20 protein-coding genes are annotated in these 21,820 nt (G+C 64.7%); 10 read left to right on the plus strand and 10 right to left on the minus strand.

All coding sequences use genetic code 11. The features are described from left to right. Positions 1 to 6: 6 nt before the first annotated feature. Together MKD49_RS07335 and MKD49_RS07340 are read right to left on the minus strand one after the other, a co-directional pair. On the minus strand, positions 7 to 897 hold the full coding sequence (locus MKD49_RS07335) for a PhzF family phenazine biosynthesis protein (RefSeq protein ID WP_252695914.1): 891 nt from the start codon (positions 895 to 897) through the stop codon (positions 7 to 9). A gap of 92 nt (positions 898 to 989) precedes the next feature. Further along, positions 990 to 1,910, minus strand: coding sequence for a sensor domain-containing diguanylate cyclase (locus tag MKD49_RS07340; RefSeq protein WP_121045702.1), 921 nt, complete (start codon positions 1,908 to 1,910; stop codon positions 990 to 992). A gap of 563 nt (positions 1,911 to 2,473) precedes the next feature. On the opposite strand from MKD49_RS07340, the gene MKD49_RS07345 reads away from it, so the two are divergent. The 6 genes from MKD49_RS07345 (at position 2,474) to MKD49_RS07370 (ending at position 9,944) form a co-directional block, all read left to right on the plus strand. Continuing rightward, the gene (locus MKD49_RS07345) at positions 2,474 to 6,064 is read left to right on the plus strand and encodes an indolepyruvate ferredoxin oxidoreductase family protein (protein WP_371925460.1); all 3,591 of its coding nucleotides are present in this window, start codon (positions 2,474 to 2,476) and stop codon (positions 6,062 to 6,064) included. Between the two features lie 147 nt (positions 6,065 to 6,211). Further along, a complete protein-coding gene (locus tag MKD49_RS07350) occupies positions 6,212 to 7,372 on the plus strand; it encodes an acyl-CoA dehydrogenase family protein (RefSeq protein WP_252695916.1) in 1,161 nt (386 codons plus the stop codon). Between the two features lie 18 nt (positions 7,373 to 7,390). Beyond that, positions 7,391 to 8,173, plus strand: a complete 783-nt coding sequence (locus tag MKD49_RS07355) for an enoyl-CoA hydratase (protein ID WP_039787174.1) — start codon at positions 7,391 to 7,393, stop codon at positions 8,171 to 8,173. A gap of 166 nt (positions 8,174 to 8,339) precedes the next feature. Then, a complete protein-coding gene (locus MKD49_RS07360; protein WP_252695917.1) occupies positions 8,340 to 8,918 on the plus strand; it encodes a histidine phosphatase family protein in 579 nt (192 codons plus the stop codon). A gap of 101 nt (positions 8,919 to 9,019) precedes the next feature. Beyond that, positions 9,020 to 9,433, plus strand: a complete 414-nt coding sequence (locus MKD49_RS07365; RefSeq protein WP_121045651.1) for a GNAT family N-acetyltransferase — start codon at positions 9,020 to 9,022, stop codon at positions 9,431 to 9,433. Positions 9,434 to 9,461: 28 nt separating this feature from the next. After that, positions 9,462 to 9,944 carry a GNAT family N-acetyltransferase gene (locus MKD49_RS07370; RefSeq protein ID WP_252695918.1) on the plus strand — a complete coding sequence of 161 codons (483 nt, stop codon included), beginning with the start codon at positions 9,462 to 9,464 and terminating at the stop codon, positions 9,942 to 9,944. Positions 9,945 to 9,957: 13 nt separating this feature from the next. On the opposite strand, the gene MKD49_RS07375 is transcribed toward MKD49_RS07370, so the two are convergent. The 3 genes from MKD49_RS07375 to zigA form a co-directional block, all read right to left on the minus strand. Then, a complete protein-coding gene (locus tag MKD49_RS07375) occupies positions 9,958 to 10,926 on the minus strand; it encodes a succinylglutamate desuccinylase/aspartoacylase family protein (protein ID WP_252695919.1) in 969 nt (322 codons plus the stop codon). Between the two features lie 76 nt (positions 10,927 to 11,002). Next, positions 11,003 to 11,929, minus strand: a complete 927-nt coding sequence (gene folE2 / locus MKD49_RS07380) for a GTP cyclohydrolase FolE2 (protein ID WP_252695920.1) — start codon at positions 11,927 to 11,929, stop codon at positions 11,003 to 11,005. 5 nt (positions 11,930 to 11,934) lie between these two features. Beyond that, entirely contained in the window at positions 11,935 to 13,149 is a 1,215-nt protein-coding gene (gene zigA / locus MKD49_RS07385; RefSeq protein WP_252695921.1) for a zinc metallochaperone GTPase ZigA, read from the minus strand. Between the two features lie 244 nt (positions 13,150 to 13,393). Between zigA and MKD49_RS07390 the strand changes: the two genes are divergently transcribed. Together MKD49_RS07390 and MKD49_RS07395 are read left to right on the plus strand one after the other, a co-directional pair. Further along, entirely contained in the window at positions 13,394 to 13,618 is a 225-nt protein-coding gene (locus tag MKD49_RS07390; protein WP_034331366.1) for a hypothetical protein, read from the plus strand. Between the two features lie 176 nt (positions 13,619 to 13,794). Then, on the plus strand, positions 13,795 to 15,219 hold the full coding sequence (locus tag MKD49_RS07395) for a PepSY domain-containing protein (protein WP_134136481.1): 1,425 nt from the start codon (positions 13,795 to 13,797) through the stop codon (positions 15,217 to 15,219). Here the strand turns inward: MKD49_RS07395 and MKD49_RS07400 are convergent, their stop codons facing one another. The 5 genes from MKD49_RS07400 to MKD49_RS07420 all read right to left on the minus strand — a co-directional run bounded on the left by MKD49_RS07400 (position 15,220) and on the right by MKD49_RS07420 (position 19,446). Further along, positions 15,220 to 16,053 (minus strand): metallophosphoesterase, encoded by an 834-nt coding sequence (locus tag MKD49_RS07400; protein WP_252695922.1) that lies wholly within the window; start codon positions 16,051 to 16,053, stop codon positions 15,220 to 15,222. After that, the gene (locus tag MKD49_RS07405) at positions 16,053 to 17,048 is read right to left on the minus strand and encodes a diacylglycerol kinase family protein (protein ID WP_371925445.1); all 996 of its coding nucleotides are present in this window, start codon (positions 17,046 to 17,048) and stop codon (positions 16,053 to 16,055) included. The genes MKD49_RS07400 and MKD49_RS07405 overlap by 1 nt, the downstream gene beginning before the upstream one ends. A gap of 39 nt (positions 17,049 to 17,087) precedes the next feature. Further along, complete coding sequence (locus tag MKD49_RS07410; protein ID WP_121045644.1) at positions 17,088 to 17,858, minus strand: phosphatase PAP2 family protein; 771 nt, start codon at positions 17,856 to 17,858, stop codon at positions 17,088 to 17,090. A gap of 60 nt (positions 17,859 to 17,918) precedes the next feature. Continuing rightward, a complete protein-coding gene (gene fnr, locus MKD49_RS07415) occupies positions 17,919 to 18,686 on the minus strand; it encodes a fumarate/nitrate reduction transcriptional regulator Fnr (RefSeq protein WP_121045643.1) in 768 nt (255 codons plus the stop codon). A gap of 229 nt (positions 18,687 to 18,915) precedes the next feature. After that, positions 18,916 to 19,446 (minus strand): isochorismatase family protein, encoded by a 531-nt coding sequence (locus MKD49_RS07420; RefSeq protein ID WP_209581767.1) that lies wholly within the window; start codon positions 19,444 to 19,446, stop codon positions 18,916 to 18,918. A 108-nt stretch (positions 19,447 to 19,554) separates the two neighbouring features. Between MKD49_RS07420 and MKD49_RS07425 the strand changes: the two genes are divergently transcribed. Next, positions 19,555 to 20,796: an MFS transporter gene (locus MKD49_RS07425; protein ID WP_204726482.1), complete on the plus strand. Its 1,242-nt coding sequence runs from the start codon at positions 19,555 to 19,557 to the stop codon at positions 20,794 to 20,796. Between the two features lie 18 nt (positions 20,797 to 20,814). Continuing rightward, complete coding sequence (locus MKD49_RS07430; protein WP_252695924.1) at positions 20,815 to 21,819, plus strand: GlxA family transcriptional regulator; 1,005 nt, start codon at positions 20,815 to 20,817, stop codon at positions 21,817 to 21,819. The last annotated feature ends 1 nt before the right edge of the window (position 21,820 follow it).

Consider the following 21,820-nt stretch of genomic DNA (forward strand, 5'->3'; position numbering starts at 1 on the left):
GCCCGCTCAGGCCAGCATGGTCTGTCCGGCCGGATCGATGGTGACCGTGCCGCGTCCGATCTCGATGACGCGTCCGCCGACCTGGATTGCCCCATCCGCATTGACGGTCAGGCGCAGCCGCGAGGGTCGATCGACCGCCGCGCCCTGGTCGATGGCGTAGTGGGCGGGCAGGGTGGCACCGGTGGCAATGAGCCAGCCGCCCAGATTGGCGCAGGCCGAGCCGGTGCCCGGATCTTCGGCCACTCCGCCGCCTTGCTTGGTGAAGAAATAGCGGGCCAGCACCTGGCCTGGTGCGTCTTCATCGAAGGCGAACACATAGGCCGTCTTGCGTCCCAGACTGCTCGCCGGCCAGCGCTCCAGCAGCCCGCTGTCGGGCCGGGCACGGCGCACCGCTGCGGGCGAACGCAGGGGGATCAGGAACTGGTCGGCCCCGGTATCGACCCAGATCGGATCGGCTGCCAGGTCGCTTTCCTCCAGCGCCAGCAGGGCGGCCACTTCGGCACGCGAAAGCGGCGATGGAGCGGTGCGCGGACCGCCGGGGCAGGGGGCGGTGAAGGCCCAGACATCCCCTTGGGCATGCACCGGAACCACGCCGGCCTTGAACTCCAGGCGCAGCGCGTCACCCGTTCCCAGCAGATCACGCACCACCTGCGCCGTGCCCAGCGTGGGATGGCCCGCGAAGGGCATCTCGTAGCCGGTGGTGAAGATGCGCACCCGCGCATCGGCCACCGCCGAGGGCAGGATGAAGGTGGTTTCCGAGAGATTGAATTGCAGGGCCAGCGCCAGCATGGTGGCCTCATCCAGGCCGCGTGCATCCTCGAACACGCACAGGGGATTGCCACCGAAGGTGGATTCGGCGAAGACGTTGAGCAGGCGGTAAGCGTAGGTGGCAGGCATGGAGGTCTCGCAGCAGGTTCATAAAACTTCCGCATCGGCAGAAGCAGGAAGGCCGATTGTAGCCACGGCCTTCACTGCGAGACAGGTACAGTTCAGTCTCCCACGCCAATACAGTCACGGCCCAACTGTTTGGCGCGATACAAGCGGCGGTCGGCCTGTTCCAGGAAGGCGATGCGCTGGTCCATCGGCGAAGGCACGATGGTGGTCACGCCCTGGCTGATGGTGACGTGGGTCGAGATCTGCGACTTGGCGTGCGGGATGGCGGCCTCGTTGATGATCGCGCGGCAGCGCTGGGCCACTTGCAGGGCGGCCTTCTCGTCGCAATCCGGCAGGATCAGCACGAATTCCTCGCCGCCATAGCGGGCAAAGAAATCGCGGCTGCGGGTCGCGCTCTGGCTCAGCAGCTGGGCTACTTGCCTGAGGCACTCGTCCCCCCGGATGTGGCCGTAATGGTCGTTGTACTGCTTGAAGTAATCGATGTCGAGCATGATCATCGACAGCGGCGCACGCGTGTTGACCGCATTGGCCCATTCCACTTCCAGCGCCGAATCGAACATGCGGCGATTGGCCACGTTGGTCAGGCCGTCGCGATAGGACAGCGCCTCCAGTTCCTTTTGCAGCTCGACCAGGCGCGCTTCGGTCTTCTTGCGTTCGGTGATGTCGAACATGAAGCCGATCAGCGCATTGGGGCTGCCATCGGGATTGCGCACCACGTGCACCACATCGCGGATCCAGATGTGCTCGCCATCGCGGGTCAGGGCGCGGTAGTCGGCTTCGTGATCGGCACCGGCCTTGGATTGCGAGATGCAGAAGTTGACCACGGCCTCGCGGTCTTCCGCATGGATGCGCATGGCCCAGTCGTCGGCCGTCTTCCAGCTCTCCGGGGTCCAGCCCAGCAGCTGTTCGATCTGCGGGCCGATGTAGGTGAATTGCATGGTGCTCCAGTCGATCTTCCAGGGAATCGCCTTGGTTGATTCCAGCAGGGTTTTGTAGACGGCGCTGTCGGGTTCCATCTGTTCTTGGATCGAGTTGCTCATGATTCCTGGTCGCGAGGTGGTGGTAACGGAGTTGTTGTCGGGAAATGCTGCCACAAGGCAGCACAAAAATTTTGCCGGCAAGCATAACGCGTCTTGCTGTCAGGACGATGAAAAAATGCGCTCAAGCGTGCAGCTGTCCACTCAAGTTTCTGCAGGGCAATCGCCGGAAGTCGACGCGCGCCATGTGTGCAGGGCTATCGTTTTTCCTTATACCCCTATCCTCATTCGGTATTTCCGCCTTCCCCGCTCCTGCGGATAGACTTCAGTCACAGCAGTTTTCGAAACGGAGATTGTTGTGTGGACCGCTACCACGGTCGATGTGTCTGGCAGTGATGTGCCGTACCCGGTGCAGTAATGGCAGACGCTATCTGAAACAAAAATTTTGGAGACAAGCAATGCAATTCCGTTCGGCAGCTGAGCCTGCCGCAGCGGCGACGCCAACCGTAGAAGGCGTTCGCGACTGCGCACAGGCTGTGACCCCAGTGAGCGCTCACTCGCCGGTCCTCGACCAGACACCCGGCACCCCCGCGACAGACGGCTTGCATACCGTCACCGCACACTTGACTGACCGGACAGGTAACCGTACCGGTACAGTTTCAGACACTTCCGGACTGGCCCCTGTCAGTCTGGACGACAAATACACCGCCACCGAAGGCGCAATCTATCTCTCGGGCATCCAGGCGCTGGTGCGCCTGCCGATGCTGCAGCAGATCCGCGACCGCGCGGCGGGCCTGAATACGGCCGGTTTCATTTCGGGCTATCGCGGCTCGCCCCTGGGCGGTCTCGACGAAGCCCTCTGGCATGCCCAGCCGCACCTGGCCGCGCACCGCGTGAAGTTCCAGCCGGGCGTGAACGAAGACATGGCCGCCACCGCCGTCTGGGGCACGCAGCAGATCAGGCTGATCGGTCCTTCCGACTATGACGGCGTCTATGCCATGTGGTACGGCAAGGGGCCCGGCGTGGACCGCTGCGGCGATGTGCTCAAGCACATGAACCACGCCGGCACCTCCGCCCAGGGCGGCGTGCTGCTGGTGGCCGGGGATGACCACGGCGCCTATTCCTCGACCCTGCCGCACCAGTCGGACCACATCTTCTCGGCATCAATGATCCCGATGCTCTATCCCTGCAACGTGCAGGAATATCTGGACCTGGGCCTGCATGGCTGGGCCATGTCGCGTTATTCCGGCTGCGTAGTGGGTTTCAAGGCGCTGGCCGACACGGTGGAATCGAGCGCTTCGGTGGATGCCGATCCTTTCCGCGTCGACATCCGTCTGCCGACCGATTTCGTCATGCCTGCGGGCGGACTCAATGCACGGCTGTCGACCGATACCCTGGGCGTGCAGGCGCGCAAGCAGGAAGCGCTGATGCAGGATTACAAGATCTACGCCGCGCTGGCCTACGCCCGCGCCAATCGGCTCAACCGCGTGATGATCGACAGCCCCCGTGCGCGGCTGGGCATCATCGCCTCGGGCAAGTCCTATCTCGATGTGCTGGAAGCTTTATCGGAACTGGGCATTGATGAAGCCTTCGCAGCCGAGATCGGATTGCGGCTGTTCAAGGTTTCCATGCCCTGGCCGCTGGAGCCGGATGGCGTGCGCGAATTCGCGCAGGGCCTCGATGAAATCCTGGTGGTGGAAGAAAAGCGCCAGATGGTCGAATACCAGTTGAAGGAACAACTCTACAACTGGCGCGACGATGTCCGTCCGCGCGTGATCGGCAAGTTCGACGAGAAGGGCGAATGGGTGGCCCCCCGCGGCGAATGGCTGCTGACTTCCAAGGCCGATTTCTCGGTAGCACAGATCGCCCGCGTGATCGCCGCACGCATTGCGCGCTTCCATACCAGTGACCTGATCAAGGCGCGCCTGGCCTTCCTCGATGCCAAGGATGCTGTGCTGACCAAGGCCGTCAACACGCCGCCGCGCCCGGCTTACTATTGCTCGGGCTGTCCGCACAACACCTCCACGCGCGTCCCCGAGGGCAGCTTCGCGCTGGCCGGGATCGGCTGTCACGTCATGGCCACCGCCATCTATCCGGAATTCAACAAGCTGACCACCCACATGGGCGGCGAGGGTGCGCCCTGGATCGGGCAAGCGCCCTTCTCCAAAGTGCCGCACGTATTTGCCAACCTGGGCGATGGCACCTATTTCCATTCGGGTTATCTCGCCATTCGCGCCGCCGTGGCCGCGCGGGTCAACATGACCTACAAGATCCTGTACAACGATGCCGTGGCCATGACCGGAGGACAGCCGGTGGACGGGACAGTCTCGGTGCCGATGATCGCGCAGCAGATGGCCGCTGAAGGCGTGCAGCGCATCGCGCTGGTGTCGGAGGACATCAGCCGTTACACCGGCCGCAACGGTTTGCCGGCGGCGGTGAGCCTGCATGACCGCAAGGAGATGGATGCCGTGCAGCGCGAGCTGCGCGAGATTCCGGGGGTGAGCGTCATCATCTACGACCAGACCTGCGCCGCCGAAAAGCGCCGCCGCCGCAAGAAGGGAGAATTCCCTGACCCCAACGAACGGCTCTTCATCAATGCGGCCGTGTGCGAGGGTTGCGGCGATTGCGGCGTGCAGTCCAACTGCACTTCGATCCTGCCGCTGGAGACGGAGCTGGGCCGCAAGCGCGTCATCGACCAGTCTTCCTGCAACAAGGATTACTCCTGCGCGAAGGGCTTCTGCCCCAGCTTCGTTACCGTGACCGGCGGACAGTTGAAGAAGTCGCGTACCGGCGTCCACAAGAAGGGCGCGACTGACGATTTCGGCGCGCTGCCCGAACCGGCGATCCCGTCTTGCGAAACGCCGTTCAACATCCTCATCAACGGCATCGGCGGCACCGGGGTCATCACCATCGGCGCACTCATGGGCATGGCCGCGCATCTGGAAGGCAAGGGCGCGTCGGTGCTGGACATGACCGGCATGTCGCAGAAGAACGGTTCCGTGACCTCGCACGTGCGCATCGCTGCACGGCGCGACACCATCCGCGCGCAGCGCATCGCCACCGGGGAAGCTGACCTGGTGCTGGGTTGCGACATGCTCACGGCGGGCGCTTTCGATGCCATTTCCAAGATGCGCCCCGGCCGCACGCGGGCGGTGGTCAACCTGCACCAGCAGCCGCCGGGCCAGTTCGCCAAAAATCCTGACTGGCAATTTCCGTTCGAGGAGGTCAAGGCGCTGATCCTGGAATCGGTCGACCAGCAGGCCGACTTCATCGATGCCACACGCCTGGCCACGGCCCTGATGGGCGACGCCATCGCCACCAATCTCTTCATGCTGGGCTATGCCTGGCAGCGCGGTGAACTGCCCTTGAGCGAGGCCGCGCTGCTGCGTGCGATTGAACTCAATGGCGTGGCGGTCGAGGCCAACCAGACCGCCTTCCGCTGGGGCCGCCGTGCCGCAGTCGACCTGCGCCGCGTGGAGCAGATTGCGGTGCCGGCCCAGCCGGTGGTGGTGCATCTGCCGCAGTCACTGGACCAACTGATCAAGCGCCGGGTGGCCTTGCTGACCGAGTATCAGGATGCCTCCTACGCCGCCCAATTCGCCGAAGTGGTTGCGGCCGTGCGTGCCGCCGAAGCGCCGCTGGGGAGCGACAAGCTGACCCTGGCCGTCGCCCGCAGCCTCTCGCGCCTGATGGCTTACAAGGATGAATACGAGGTGGCGCGGCTCTACACCAACGGCCAGTTCCAGAAGGACCTGGCGCAGCAGTTCGAGGGCGATTTCACCCTCAGCTTCAACCTGGCACCGCCGATCTTTGCGCGCAAGGATGGACAGGGGCGATTGGTGAAGGCGCGCTATGGCAGCTGGATGATGACGGCCTTCAAGCTGCTGGCGCGCTGCAAGGGGCTGCGCGGCGGTGTCTTCGATCTCTTCGGGCGTACCGCAGAACGGCGCATGGAGCGTGCGCTCATCGTGCAATATCGCCAGATGGTGCTGCAGTTGCTGCCCGCGTTGACGGCTGACAATCTGGCCGAGGCCATCGCCCTGGCGCAGTTGCCGGAACAGGTGCGCGGCTTCGGTCATGTCAAGGAGCAGGCGGTACAGGCCATGCAGGGGCGGCAGGCGGAATTGCTGGCAGCGTTTGCGCAGGCAGGCAAGAAGCCTGCCGCCCCGAGTGCAACGCCGGCCGCAGCCTGACCGGCCCTCACAGCTTCGGCATCGAGATCGGCCAATGTCGCGCCGGTGACAACTGCCCGGCGCGAATTCCATTAAGCTTGGGCACAAAGCGGGAAGCCTAGCGCCCAACCCGCATTGCCTGGCAAGAACAACGAACAGGAGACAAGCATGGATTTTGAACTCAACGAAGACCAACTGGCCTTCCAGCAAAGCGCGCGCGATTTCGCTGCGCGCGCCATGGCCCCCTTCGCCGCCAAGTGGGACGAGGAGGCGCACTTCCCGCTGGACGTGATCGCCAAGGCCGGCGAACTGGGCTTCTGCGGCCTCTACACCCCGGAAGAGGTGGGCGGCCTGGGCCTCTCGCGCCTGGATGCCACGGTGGTCTTCGAGGAGCTGGCGCGCGCCTGTACCTCGACGGCGGCCTATCTCACCATCCACAACATGGTCAGCTGGATGGTGGCCACCTGGGGCCATGCCGAACTGAAGGAAGAATGGTGCGAGCAACTGGCCGCCGGCCAGAAGATCGGCTCCTACTGCCTCACCGAGCCGGGCTCGGGATCGGATGCTGCATCGCTCAAGACCACGGTGCGCCGGGTCGATGACTTTTACCTCATCAATGGTTCCAAGGCCTTCATCTCGGGCGCGGGCAGCACCGACCTGCTGGTGGTGATGGCGCGCACCGGCGGCCCCGGCGCGCGCGGCGTCTCGGCCATCGCGGTGCCGGGCGATACCCCCGGCATCAGCTACGGCAAGAAGGAAAGCAAGATGGGCTGGAACAGCCAGCCCACGCGCACCATCAGCTTCGACAACGTCAAGGTGCCGGTGGGCAACCTGCTGGGCGAGGAGGGCGCGGGCTTCGTCTTCGCCATGAAGGGGCTCGATGGCGGGCGCATCAACATCGCCACTTGCTCGGTCGGTGCGGCGCAGGCGGCGCTGGATGCGGCGCACGCCTACATGAAGGAACGCAAGCAGTTTGGCCGTCCGATTGCCGACTTCCAGGCGCTGCAATTCAAGTTGGCCGACATGCAGACCGAACTGGTGGCCGCGCGCCAGATGGTGCGGCTGGCGGCGGCCAAGCTGGATGCCGGCTCGCCCGAAGCCACCACCTATTGCGCCATGGCCAAGCGGCTGGCGACCGATCTGGGTTTCCGCGTCTGCAATGAGGCGCTGCAATTGCATGGCGGCTATGGCTACATCCGCGAATATCCGCTGGAACGCTATTTCCGCGACGTGCGGGTGCACCAGATTCTGGAAGGCACCAATGAAATCATGCGCGTCATCATCTCGCGCAACCTGCTCGGCCGCGACACGCTGGACGACATCCGCTGACCCCTCACAAGGAAACGCATGAGCACCTACACCAACCTGAAGCTGGAAAAATGCGGCCACACCGCCGTGCTGACCCTGTCTAATCCCCCCGCCAACACTTGGACCCGTGAAGCCCTGGCCGACCTCACGCGCCTGGTCAAGGACCTCAACGCCGACCGTGAGATCTACACCCTGGTGGTGACCGGCGAGGGCGAGAAATTCTTTTCCGCCGGGGCCGACCTCAAGCTCTTCGCCGATGGCGACAAGGCCATGGCGCGCGAGATGGCGCGCCGCTTCGGGGAAGCCTTCGAGACCTTGTCGGGCTTCCGGGGCGTCTCGATTGCGGCCATCAATGGCTACGCCATGGGCGGTGGCCTGGAGTGCGCCTTGGCCTGCGACATCCGCATCGCCGAAGAACAGGCCCAGATGGCATTGCCGGAAGCCGCCGTGGGCTTGCTGCCCTGCGCGGGCGGCACGCAGAACCTGCCGTGGCTGGTCGGCGAAGGCTGGGCCAAGCGCATGATCCTGTGCGGCGAACGCGTCAATGCCGAGACCGCGCTGCGTATCGGCCTGGTGGAGGAAGTGGTCCCCAAGGGCCAAGCGCGCGAACGTGCGCTGGCGCTGGCCTTGCAGGCCGAAAAGCAGAGCCCGTCTTCTGTTGCGGCCAGCAAGCAGCTGATCCAGGGGGCGCGCCACAATCCGCTGGGCACCATTCTGCAGACCGAACGCGAACTTTTCGTCGATCTCTTCGATACCCAGGACCAGAAGGAGGGCGTCAACGCCTTCCTCGAAAAGCGCGCGCCGAGCTGGAAAAACGCCTGAACGTTTCGGCACAGGGCCTGACGTTTTCTGCACCATGAACTGTTTTTGACGCGGCAAATGCGGCGTTGAAGCGGGCGTGGTGCGATGGCCTTGGGCTAGACTGGCAGCCTTGATCCACGTGATCCACGTGATCCATTTGATCCATCCGATCCCGTCGAGGCTTTCCATGTCATCACGTATTGCCGCGTTTCTGTTCTCCCTGCTGACGTTGTCCTGCCTGCCCGTTGCGGCGGGGGCTTCCGAACTGTCGGACAAATTGTCCCAGCCCGATCATGTCCTGATCATGCGCCACGCGCGTGCGCCGGGCATTGGCGATCCTGCAGGATTCACGCTCAATGACTGTGCCACGCAACGCAATCTCAACGATGACGGCCGCGAACAGGCGCGCAAGATCGGCAACTGGCTGCGTCAGCAAGGCGTAAGCCGCGCCATCGTCGCCAGCAGCCCCTGGTGCCGCACCAAGGAGACCGCCAGCTTGCTGGGTTTCGGTACGCCCGAGGTGCAGGATGGCCTGGCCTCCTTCTTCAACGATGCGGCCCAGGGCGAGACCGCCAACCAGCGACTGGAGCAGTACCTGCGCACGGCTTTGCCGGGCAAGGGCAGCCGGGCGCTGATCCTGGTCACGCATGACGTGAACATCGGCCGCTGGACCGGAGAAAGTGTGGCCTCGGGAGAAATGGTGCTGGTGCGGGTCGATGCCAGCGGCAAGCCCGTATCGCACAAGGTCTACGCGCGGCCCGACTGATCCGCCGGTCTTCGCGAAGCACAACGGACGCCGCAGCGCTGCATGCCCTGCGGCGTTTTGTGTTAACGTGACCGGCTTCGTCGTCACGTCCGCCTGCGCCCATGTCCATCGTCTACCGTACCGACCTTCGCCTGACCGCCGATCAGTTCATCGACATTCTTTCCCGTACTTCGCTGGGCCCGCGCCGTCCGCTCGAGGACCGCGAATGCATGGAGGCCATGGTCACCCATGCCAGCCTGACCGCGACCGCCTGGGATGGCGAATTGCTGGTCGGTGTGGCGCGCTGCGTCACCGATTTCGTCTACGCCTGCTATATGTCGGAGCTGGCCGTCGATGAGCAGTACCAGCGCCGGGGCATCGGCAAGGAATTGATCCGCGCCGCCCGCAGCCGCCTCGGTCCGCGCTGCCGCCTGCGGTTGCTGGCCGCCCCCGATGCCACCGACTACTACAGCCATATCGGTTTCGCCCACAGCCCCCGCTGCTGGGAGCTGACGCCCGGAAATGAACTTAAATAACGTTTTAAATCATTTATAAAGAATTGCCATGATCGAGATTCAAGTCTATCGCCCGGAACACGCACAGGGCGTGGTCGAGGTCATCCTGCCCATCCAGCAGGAAGAGTTCGGTATTCCCATCACGCTGGAAGGGCAGCCCGACCTGAAGGATATTGCCGGTTTCTACCAGAAGGGCCCCGGCAATTTCTGGGTGGCGGTTGATGGCGGCAAGGTGGTCGGCACCATTTCCCTGCTCGATATCGGCAACGCCCAGGTCGCGCTGCGCAAGATGTTCGTGGCGGCCAGCCATCGCGGCAAGGAGCACGGCACCGCCGCGCGCCTGCTGGAAGGGGCCATCGCCTGGGCGCGTGCGCAGGGCGTGCGCCAGATCTTCCTGGGTACCACGGACAAGTTCCTGGCGGCGCATCGCTTCTACGAGAAAAACGGTTTCCGGCTCATCGAGAAGAGCACGCTGCCGCCCGCTTTCCCGGTGATGGTGGTCGATACCCGCTTCTACGCGCTGGATTGCTGAAGCGCTTGCGGCGTCACAGCCGACGCTGGCTGTCGACCCCGAAATAGAACCATTCATTGCCCGGCAAGGCGCGCGGATTGGGGAAGACGATGTAGCCGTCGCCCGGTGCCAGTACCGCCTGGCCGTCGTGCCGATGGCCGATCACCTGGCCCTGCTGCACGCGGTCGAAGCTGGACCATTCACCGGTGAAGCGGTCCTCGGCATGTTCCATGTCGATCACGTCGACCAGGCGGATCAGCTGGATCTCCGCCACCGGCGGGTGCGGGGGCGCATCGATCATGCCGTGCAGTGCCAGCGTCTGAAGGATGGCGCGATAGGCGACTTCCGGCGCTTGCGGATCATCATGCTGGCCGCATTCAAGGGTCACGCCGTATAAGCCCTTGCTGCGCGCGTATTCGGTGGTGCCCACGCCATACTGGCGGTCCAGCAGGTCGGGCGAGACCGCATGGCCTTGCTGGCGGCGGCGTTCGACCCCGCGCACATAGGCCCCCATCCATCCTTCCACCACGCGCTGGCAGCCCAGGTGCGCGACCATGCGCGCTTCAGCGGCGGCATGCGCGAAGGGTTCGACCTCGCCGTCATTGTCTTCCGGGCCGAGCATGGCGAAGGGCATGCCGCCGGTATGGAAGGAATGCAGGTCGAGCAGGATCTCGTGTTCATCAATCCACGGACACAGCACGTTGCAGAGCTGGTCCTCGAAGTTGGCGGGGGCCGGATGCGGGCGCAGGTTGCGGTTCAAATTGCGGTCACCCTGGCGTTGATGTTTTTCATAGGCCAGCGGATTGGTCACCGGCACCAGCGTCAGCAGGCCGCGCTGCAGGCGCAGTTGCCCGCTGTCGAGTTCACGCCGCAGACGGGTGATGGCCTGGGTGCCGCAGGTTTCATTGCCGTGCACGGCACCGAGGATCAGCAGGCGCGGGCCGGGCGTGAAGGCCGCATATTGCAGCCTGCGCAGGGAAGAAGGAAGGGAATCGGACGTCATCGGGTGGCATGCACAGGAAGCAGAAAAGGCAACGATACCCCGGTTCGGGCGGCGCTGCCAGTCGCCGCCGCCGGGATCAGCGCAGCAGCTCCTGCCAGCCGGGTGTCACGGCAGTCGCCACGGCGTCGTGCGCATGCAGGCTTTCGAAGTGCGACACGCGGACGGAGCAGGCAGCAAAGCGCGCTTCCAGTGCTTGCCGCAGTCGGCGCGCAGCATCTTCCACATACATCAGGTTGGCCCCATTGGCCAGCGCAAAGGCCTGCTCATCCGCGCGCCGCACGGCTGTCTGCACGGCCGTGCCCAGTGCGGCTTCGGCGGTATCGATCAATTCCAGCAGCGGAAACTGTGCGGCATCGCCGCTGACTGCGATATTCAGTTCGGCTTCACTACGCTGGCTGTGCGGCGTGGCCAGACTGGCGTGGCGCGCGAGCCAGCCCAGCGCGGCATCGCGGCCGATGGCCTGCTGCTGCGCGAAGTCGGCGGCAAAGACTTCCTGCAAAGCCTGACGCGAGAGTGCCGCCGAGCAGGGGCAGGTGGAGGAATAGGCGATGCGCACCTGCAAGCGGAGCGCCAGCGTGGTATCGCGCAATTGCGCCGTCAGCGTGACCGGATAGCTCTTCCATCCAGCCAGCTCCGGCGTGACCAGCGCGGCCCGCTGCTGCAGCAAGGCGAAGTCCAGCCGCAGCAAGGCGGCGCGCGACTGGCAATCGGCGTGGCTCTCGCGCATCTGGCGCAGCAGTTCATGCACAGCGGCCGGCGTCAGGCGCGATCGAGCGGCGAAGGCGTCCAGCAGCAGGTACAAGCGCGACATGTGGATGCCCTTGGCCTGCGGATCGGGCAGGTCCACCGCCACTTCGGCGCTGGCCGGTAGGGGCGTGCCGTCGGCCAGCCGCAGCGGCAGGGCGATGCCGCACATGCCTACCCATTGCAGGGGCAGCGCGATGCTGGCGGGTTCATCGCGGGCGACGTCGGGCAGGGAATTGCGCTTGCTGATGAGGGTCATGCAGATCACTCCCAGCCGGGGAAGGGATCGGCCATGCGCGCCCAGCCCATCGGACCTTGCGCCATCTCGGCATCGCTCAGCAGGCAGGCTTCCAGCCTGGCCGTCAATGCGGCCTGATCCATGTCCATGCCGATGAGCACCAGTTCCTGGCGGGCATCGCCGACGTTGTCATCCCATTGTTCGAGGATGAAGTCGATGGACTCCTGATCATGCGGCCACTTCTCGCGCGGCACGGCGGCCCACCATTTGCCGGCCAGCCCGTGGCGGCAGACGGCACCGGCCTGCGACCATGAACCCGCATGGGCCGGGCGGGTGGCGAGCCAGAAGAAACCCTTGGAGCGCACCACGCCCGGCCATTCGCTGTTGACCAGATCGTGGAAGCGCTGCGGATGCATGGGCCGGCGCGCGCGCCAGGCGAAGCTGGTGATGCCGTACTGTTCGGTCTCCGGGACGTGCTCGCCACGCAGTTCCTGCAGCCAGCCGGGGGCCTGGCTGGCTTGTTCGAAATCGAACAGGCCGGTGTTGAGGACCTGGTCCAGCGCGACCTTTCCAAACTCCGATGTGACGATGCGCGCACGCGGATTGAGCTTGTGCAGGATGGCGTGCAGGCGCTCCAGATCAAGCGGCGAGACCAGGTCCAGCTTGTTGAGCACGATCACGTCGCAGAACTCGATCTGCTCGATCAGCAGGTCGACCACGGTACGGCTGTCTTCCTCGCCCATGGATTCGCCGCGTTCCTGCAGGCTGTCCTGGGAGCTGTAGTCCTTGAGGAAATTGAAGGCGTCCACCACCGTGACCATGGTGTCCAGCCGCGCCACATCGGCCAGGCTGGCCCCCTCTTCATCGGTAAAAGTAAACGTCTCGGCCACCGGCAACGGTTCGGAAATGCCGGTCGATTCGATCACCAGCTGGTCGAAACGGCGCTCGCGGGCCAGCTTGCGCACTTCCATCAACAGGTCTTCGCGCAGGGTGCAGCAGATGCAGCCATTGCTCATTTCCACCAGTTTTTCTTCCGTGCGCGACAGGTCCGCACCGCCATCACGCACCAGCGCGGCATCGATGTTGACTTCCGACATGTCATTGACGATCACCGCTACGCGCCGGCCTTCGCGGTTGTGCAGGATGTGGTTGAGCAGGGTGGTCTTGCCGGCACCGAGGAAACCGGAGAGCACCGTCACGGGAAGCCGGCGGTCGCCGGGCTGGCGTTGGAGGGAGGTCATGGCGAGTGTGAAATCAGCGTAAGAGTGGAGGAGCAATCGATGCCATCAGCGAAACTGATGACAGATTTTTCGAGATAAATGCAACTGAGTTGCGAATATCTCATAAATGCAACCATGTTGCAAATAGTGGGTGCGGTGTCCACGCTTGTCACGCTTCTGAAAGAGGGGTTGCCAGTAGCCGTCCACGGGTAGGAAAGTCCGGCTTGTGCTAGCATGGCGCCTCGCAACAAGGAGGTTTCATCACATGTCCCAGATCTTCCCGTACAAGGGAAACGCCGTCATCCCGGAGATCAAGAAGCTCGACAACGGCAAATTCATGGCTTGCTTCGTGATTCACGAAGGCAAGGATGGCAGCGGCAAGCTGCGCTACCAGCGCAAGGCGCCCACCAATGAGTTCGATACCGAAGACGAGGCGATCGCCTACATCCTCGATTTTTCGGGCGACTGGATCGACGAAAATCCCATGTGACCCTGCCGTGCGCCGTTACCACGGTGCCGCAGGTCACAGGCAGGAAGAGCCGCACGGAGATTGATCCGTCGGCTCTTTTTCATTGGGGCTGCGACAAATTGCCACATTCGCAGGGACCGTCGTACGGCCTACAATCGCGAGCCTGTTCCCGTTTTCGGCGCTCCCCGCCCGCCTTCATGACCACCTCCTTCCAGCCCGCCGGCGATGGCACCGCCAACGCCGCCAGCGCGACCGCTCGTACTGGCGATGCCCATCGCTCCGCCTTGCATGCGGTGCTGCTGCGCCTGCATTTCTACATCGGCCTGTTCGTCGGCCCCTTCATCCTGGTGGCGGCGCTGACCGGTACGCTGTACGTGCTCACCCCGCAGATCGAATCGCATCTCTACGCCTCGCAGCTTTACAACCAGAGCCGGGGCGAGGCCCGGCCGCTGGCCGAACAGGTGAAGGCCGCGCAGGCCTTCCTGGGGCCGCAGGCGCGCCTGTTCGCGGTGCGCCCGGCCAAGGCGCAGGGATGGAATACTCGCGTGATGTTCACCCAGCCCGGCCTGGGCGACTCGGAAAGCCGGGCCATCTTCGTCGATCCGGTCAGCCTGCAGGTCAAGGGCGACCTGATCGTCTATGGCACCAGCGGCGTGCTGCCTTTGCGCACTACGCTGGATTACCTGCACCGCAACCTGATGCTGGGCGACTTCGGCCGCAACTACAGCGAGCTGGCCGCTTCATGGCTGTGGCTGGGTGCGTTGGGCGGAGTGTGGCTGTGGTGGCGAGGTCGCCAGCGCCGCGCTGGCAGTACGGTGCGCGCGCCGCGTCCCATGAACGCGCGCCGGCTGCATGCCCTCGTAGGGCTGTGGATCGTGTTGGGGCTGGTGTTTTTCTCGGCTACCGGCCTGACCTGGTCACGCTGGGCCGGTGAGCGCGTGAGCCAGATGCGCACGCAGCTGGGCTGGATCACGCCCTCGGTCTCGACGCAATTGCAGGCCGGTGCCCCGGCCATGTCCATGGGCGAACACGCCGATCACATGGGCGCACATGGCATGCAGATGCCCATGCCGGAGGCCAGCGATCCGGCCCGTTTCGACATGGTGCAGCAGATCGCCCGCGCGGGTGGCATCGACTCCTCCGAGATCGAAATCCGCCCACCGCGCTCGGCCCAGCAGGCTTGGGTGGTGCGGGAGGTGGATCGCTCCTGGCCGACCCAGGTCGATACGGTGGCTATCGATGCCGACCGCATGGTCATTACCAGCCGGGCCGATTTCGCTGATTTTCCATTGATCGCCAAGCTGATCCGCTGGGGTGTGGATGCGCACATGGGGGTGCTGTTCGGCGTGGCGAACCAGATCCTGATGGCCCTCTTCGGCGTGGCCCTGACCGGGCTCATCGTGCTGGGCTACGTGATGTGGTGGCGGCGCCGCCCGGCGGCGGGTGCCAGCCTGGCTCCGTTGACGCAGGCGGTGATGCGCCTGGCGCCCCTGCAACGCCTGACGCTGGCTGTGCTGGCCCTGCTGCTGGGCTGGAGCCTGCCGTTGATGGGGGCCAGTTTGTTGCTGTTCCTGCTGGTGGATGTGATCCGTTATTCCCGCGCACGCCGCGCGACGGTCTGATCATTCACTGAGCAGGCCATCGGCGATCTGCTCGAACCACTCGCTGCCGCGTTGCACGAAGGTCTGCGACGCGGCCAGCGCAAAACTCTTCACATCGGGCTTCCAGCCCAGCCGATGCACCACGATCTGGTGTGCTTCCACCTGCAAGACGTTGAAGGAATTGCTTTCGCCGCGCCCACGGGTGGAGGTGGCCGTACCCGCCTGCACCACCAGCGCCGAATAGCCGGGAATGTGATAGCGCCCGGCGCTGCTCACGGCCGAACTGGTATGCACGTGACCTGCCAGCAGCAGGTCGGCGCCGCACAGCGCGAAGGCACGCATGGCCGGTACCGCCTGGCCGACCAAGCCGTGATGCTGCGGGCCGGGCGGCAGGTCGAAGGGATGATGGGTGACGATGATCTTGACCAGGTGATCGCCCACGCCAGCCAGTTCGCGCCGCGCGTGTTCGATCTGTCTGTCGTTCACGCGGCCATCCTGGATGGTCAGGGAACGTGCGGTATTGATGCCGACCACGGCGATTTCCTCGTCCACGTAGCGCGGCTGCAGATCGGCCGTGATGTGGCGCTTGTACTTGCGCAGCGGCTGCAGCAGGCGCGCCGCCACGTTGAAGAGCGGAACGTCATGATTGCCCGGCACCACCAGCTGGGGCTGCGGCAGCGCATTGAGAAACTCCCTGGCCTGCTTGAACTGGATGCTGCGCGCGCGTTGGGTAAGGTCGCCCGAAACGACGACCAGGTCCGGCTTGAGCTCGTGGATCTGGGCGATCAACGGTTCGAGGATCTCCGGATCGGTGCGCCCGAAATGCAGGTCCGACAGATGAATGAGCGTACGCATCAGTTCTCCCCCAGCAGTTTGTCGAGCAGGCCGGGTTCGCGGGGGGCGGCCGCTTGCGGGGCGGCGAGCTGCGGCACGATCACGGTCAAGGAGGCCTGACGGATGCGGTAGTGCAACGGTGTCTGCATCAGGTTGACTTCGCCATCGGTGGCCACGCGCATGCGTTTCTTGTGCGTCTCGATATGGATCTCGCTGCAGGTCAGTACATCGAAGTCATGCGCTTCACGCAGGCGGCCGAACAGTGCATGCAGGGCCAGTCGCAGCAGGCCCAGGCGGCCGGTGCGGTGGCACACGTACAGACTCAGCTGGCCGTCGGTGAGGGTGGAGCGCTTGCCGATGTCCAGGCCGCTCATGAGGTACTCGTTGTTGCCGATGAAGACGAAGGGCGTGCGCCGCCAGTGTTCCTTGCCGTCGATGGACAGCCGCACGCGCAGGAAGGGATAGCGCCGCAGCGCGCCCATGGCGGCCCAGGTGAAGGCCAGCCATTTGCCACGGCCCAGGCGAGCCTGCTGCTTTTCACGTTCGCGCACGATGTCGGGATAGAGACCCAGGCTGGAATTGTTGATGAAGGGCGCGCCATTGACCTCACCGCTGTCGACCCGCAGCTTGCGCCCGGTGGCGATGTTGGCGATGGCCTCGTCCAGCGTCAGCGGGATGTTGAGGTCTTTGGCAAAGTGATTCAGCGTGCCCAGCGGCAACACGCCCAGCGCGCTCTCGCAGTGTGGATCGGCCAGCAGGGTCGAGGCCACGGCATTGACGCTGCCATCGCCGCCGCCCACGGCGACCACCGCGATCTTGTTGCGCACGGCATCGCGGGCAGCCTCCAGCATGTCTTCGCCGCTGCGCGCCAGATGCACCACGGCGTGCAGGCCGTGACGGGCGAACTCTTCGGTGATGTGCGCGGCCAGTTCCTCGGCGTGGCCGCCACCGGCACGGGCGTTGATGGCGGCCACCACGTCGGGGCGGCCCTGGCTGGCGGGCAATTCCTGGGTCATGTCTTGTTCTGTCATCCGCAGGCGAGTAGGAAGGTGGTTTCAGAGCCCGTTGGAGCGCGGCTGCGCGTAATAGTGCCGCTGCCAGGTGAAAACCACGGTCGTCCACAGCGCGAACCAGGCCGTGCCCAGCAGCATCGCACCCAGTACGTCGCTCAGGAAATGCGCGCCCAGGTAGACCCGGCTGAAAGCGGTCAGCGCCACCAGCAGCAGGGCGGCGCCGATGACGGCGGCCTGCACGCCGCGCTCGCCGGTCTTCAGGCGCGCACCGATGGCGGCCGTCACGCCCGGCTGGTTGAGCAGGTAGGCGGCCAGCATGGCGTAGAGCAGGGTGGCGCCGATGGTGTGTCCGCTGGGGAAGCTGTAGCTGTGCAGTACCAGGATGGGATCCTCAAAGCTGGGACGCAGGCGCGCGAAGATGTGCTTGAGCGTGAAATTGCACAGCATGCCGCCGGGCAGCACCAGCAGCAGGTCGGTGACCCAGGCCCAGCGCTGCTTGCGGACCATGTGCCACAGCAGCAGTGCGCCCATGGCCAGCACGCCGATGGTGCCATGCAGATGCGTATAGCCGAGGACCAGTTCGGTCAGGGGCGAGAAGGCATGCTGGTTGAACCAGTCCGCCAGTTGCTGATCCAGTCGCGTGAGCGCACCCTTGCTGCTGACTTCGTAGGCGATCAGCGCGAACAGCATCACCGTGGCCAGCGCGGCCATCAGGCCCGTGGTGAGCGGCAGTCCGAGATGGTGGTCGCGCGCCATGCGGGCGCGCAGGAAACGCTGGAGGGAGGGAGAGGGAGAAGAGTGTCGTTCTGTCATCCGGCCATTCTAACCTCAGCCCCCCGTGCCCCGGCAAGGGGCTGGAGGGTGCCGGTATGGTCAGGCGCAGGGGTCGTTGCCCAGCGCGATGGCACGCAGGGCAGGCAGGTCGCACAGTTCGACGTCGCGATGGTTGACTTCGATGACGCCGGTTTTCTTGAAATTGGTCAGCAGTCGGCTCACGGATTCCACGGCCAGGCCCAGGTAGTTGCCGATTTCCTCGCGCGTCATGCGCAGCTGGAAACGGGTCGAGGAATAGCCACGGCTGGCGTAGCGCGAGGACAGGTTGAGCATGAAGGCCGCCATCTTCTGCTGCGCGGTCATGCTGCCCAGGGTCAGCATGACGCGTTGCTCGCGCGAAATCTCCAGGCTCATCATGCGATGGAACTGGCGCAGCAGCGTGGGCATGTCGCGGAACAATTCTTCCAGGCGCGTAAACGGAATCTCGCAGACTTCGCTGTCTTCCAGTGCCACGGCTTCGCACAGATGGTGCCCGGCGCCGATGGCATCCATGCCCAGCAATTCGCCGGCCATCTGGAAACCGGTGATCTGCTGGCCGCCATTGGTATTGCCCTGGAAGGTCTTGAAATGGCCCAGGCGGATGGCGTAGAGCATGTCGAACTTGTCGTTGAGGCGGTACAGGCTTTCATCGCGCTTGACCTTGCGGCGGCGGTTGATGACCTGTTCCAGCCGCTGCATGTCGCCCTGGTCCAGCCCCATCGGCAGGCACAGCTGGTGCATGCTGCAGGCCGAGCAGCTGGCGCGCAGGGCGTGCAGGGTGAGCGGAGGCGGCGAATGAATGGGCGTGTGAGCAGGTAAGCTGGACATAAGCGTTGGGTTTTCCTCTATGTTGTGGCGGCGTCGGCTGGCCAGGTCTTGGCGTGATGATTTGTGATGCGCCACATTGTCATGCAGCTGCGCAGCTATTTTTCCCGTACTTTTACCACAGTTCTTGCCTGCAAAACGCATACGCAGGGGGAGCAATCAAAACTTTCATCGGAGCAAGGGAAAACTTGCTTTTCGGTTACGTCACCCTGTTTGCGCTTGGCGGGCCCGGTTATTTCACCAGTTTCAGGACCGCCCGGAACTGCGGATGCGCGCTGTGCCGCAGCCATTCGTAGGCGACCATCTCCAGTGTGACCGGGATGGCACCGGCGGCGCGCATGCGCTCGAAGGCGGCGTCGCGGTCCAGCGGACGGCGCGAGCCGCAGGCCTCCAGCAGGGGCAGCACCGTGTAGCCCTGTTGCAGCAGGGAAAGCGCAGTCTGCAGCACGCAGATGTGGGCTTCGCAACCGGCGACGATGAGCTGCCGTACGGCCGGTGGTATGACCGGCAGCAGGCCGTCCGCGCAGGCATCGAAATGCTGCTTGGAGAGCGTCTTGTCGCACAGGCGGGCAATATCCGGATGGTTGTGGCCGAGCTTGTCCGGCATTTGTTCGGTGGCGATGACCGGCACCCCGAGCAGGCCGGCAATGGCGGCCATGCGCACGGTCTGCGCCAGCACGGCCTGGCCCTCGTGGATGGCGGGCAAGAGTTTTTCCTGGGGATCGATCACCAGCAGGGCGGATTGATGAGCCTGGATCAGCATGGAAGTCCTGTCATGTGGGCTTGGCAGAAATTGAAGGTCTTGTGTCATTGACGCCAAGCGGGTGGGAATCCGACAATTTTTCCATCATTGACCCTTCGGAGCAAATCCATGCGCGCCTCCTTGTCCGCCGATTCCCATGGCGGTAGCCGCAATGCCGCCATCCTGGCTTTGTGCCAGGGCCTGTTCACCTGCGCCATCTCGATCGACCTGACCCTGACCGCGCTGACCGGCTGGCAACTCGCTCCGGACAAGGCGCTGGCAACCTTGCCGTTCGCCCTCATCACGGTGGCCGGTGCCGTGGTGACCTGGTTTGCGGCGTTCTTGATCCAGCGCCTGGGTCGCCGCTGGTCCTTCGTGCTGGGAGCGGCCAGTTGCTGTGTCGGCGGGCTGATCTCGGTGTGGTCGGTCTGGCATGGGCAGTTCTGGTTCTTCTGCGTCGGCACGGCGCTGGTCGGTGTATTTCAGGCGTTTGCGCAGTATTACCGGCTGGCTGCCGCCGATGCGGTCGCCGAAGCGGCCAAGAGCCGTGCCATTTCCACCGTGCTGGCCGGGGGCGTCATCGCGGCCCTGGTCGGCCCGGCCCTGGCGGCCTGGAGCAAGGATTGGTTCCCGACGGCATTGTTTGCCGGGGCCTATCTGGTGGTGGCGCTCATGGGGCTGTTGTCGGTGCTGGTACTGGTGCTGTTCTATCGGGATCAGGCCGAACCGGCGGCCGTTGCGCAGTCGCAATCTGACCTCGCCCCCGCGCGCCCGCTATCGGCCATTGCACGTACGCCGGTCTTCATGGCCTCGGTTGCCAACAACGTGGCCGGCTCCATGGTGATGATGTTCATCATGACGGCCGCACCCCTGGCGGCGGTGGCCTGCCATCACGGCATCGATGATGGTGCGGCCATCATCCAGTGGCACCTGATGGGCATGTACGCTCCCTCCTTCTTTGCCGGACGCCTGATCCAGCGCTTCGGCCTGGGACCGGTGCTGCTGGCAGGGCTGGGCATGAACCTCGGCTGCGCCGTCATCGCCATGCTCTCGACCACGCTGCCCGCTTTCTACGTTGCCTTGCTGCTGCTGGGCGTGGGCTGGAATTTCATGTTCGTCGGTGGCACTACCTTGCTGGCACAGTCCTATACCCCATCGGAACGCGCCAAGACCCAGGGGCTGGCCGAGTTGATGCGCTATGCCGCGACGGCGCTGGCCACGCTGGGTGCCGGTCCCTTGCTGGCCCGCTTCGGCTGGGAAACGCTCAATGCGGCCATCCTGCCGGTGCTGCTGGTGTCGGCGCTGGTCACGCTGCGCTGGATGTGGGCCCAGCGTACTGCGCGCACGGCGCTGGTGACGGGCCTGCGCTAACATCGGAGCATGATTCCAATGAACCCCGTCCTTTCCGCGCAGGCCGCACAGGCCCCGCGCAATGTGGTGCTGCTGGCTTATGGCGGCATGAACCTGCTGGATCTTGCCGGCCCGATGCAGGTGCTGGCGACCACCAACCGCCTGCAAGGCCGTGAAGTCTATCGCCTGCATGTGGCCTCGGCAGAGGGCGGCGCGGTGACCACCAGCGCCGGCCTGCCGGTGTTGACGCAAGCGCTGTCTGCGCTGGACGCGCTGCTGCGCGCTGAGGAACTGCACACCTTGATTTCGCCCGGCGGCAGCGTGGGGGACAGCTTCCGCATCGATCCCGCCCTGGTCGCGTGGATCCGCGCGGCCGCGCCGCTGGCCCGGCGCGTCTGTTCGGTCTGCACCGGTGCTTTCCATCTGGCGGAGGCGGGCGTGCTGGACGGCTTGCGGGTGACGACGCACTGGGATTCGGCCGAAGATTTGCAGCAGCGTTATCCCGCACTGGACGTGGATGGCGAGCCCATCTACATCCGCCAGGGCCGCATCTGGACCTCGGCGGGTGTCACCGCCGGTATCGACCTGACACTGGCGCTGGTGGAACAGGATCTGGGGCACGCCGCTGCGATTGCGACGGCCCGCCAGCTGGTGATGTTCATCAAGCGTCCGGGCGGACAATCGCAATTCAGCACGCCGCTGGCTTCACAGGCCACCGGGGCGGGCCGGTTTGCCGAGCTGCATGCCTGGATCGCCGGCAATCTGGAAGCGGATCTGCGGGTGGAGAACCTGGCCCGCCAGGCCAACATGAGTCCGCGTACCTTCGCGCGGCTGTATGTGGCCGAGACCGGCCGCACGCCGGCGCGCACGGTCGAGCTGATGCGGCTGGAGGCGGCGCGCCGGGCGCTGGAAGAAACCCGGCTGCCGCTCAAGCGCATTGCCAGCCAGTCCGGCTACGGGGAAGAACAGAACCTGCGGCGGGTCTTCCTGCGCCAGCTGGGGGTGAGCCCGGGGCAATACCGCGAGCGCTTCGCGGCCCAGTGAT

The sequence above is a fragment of the Herbaspirillum sp. WGmk3 genome (genome assembly GCF_023952535.1).
Lineage (GTDB): Bacteria > Pseudomonadota > Gammaproteobacteria > Burkholderiales > Burkholderiaceae_D > Herbaspirillum > Herbaspirillum huttiense.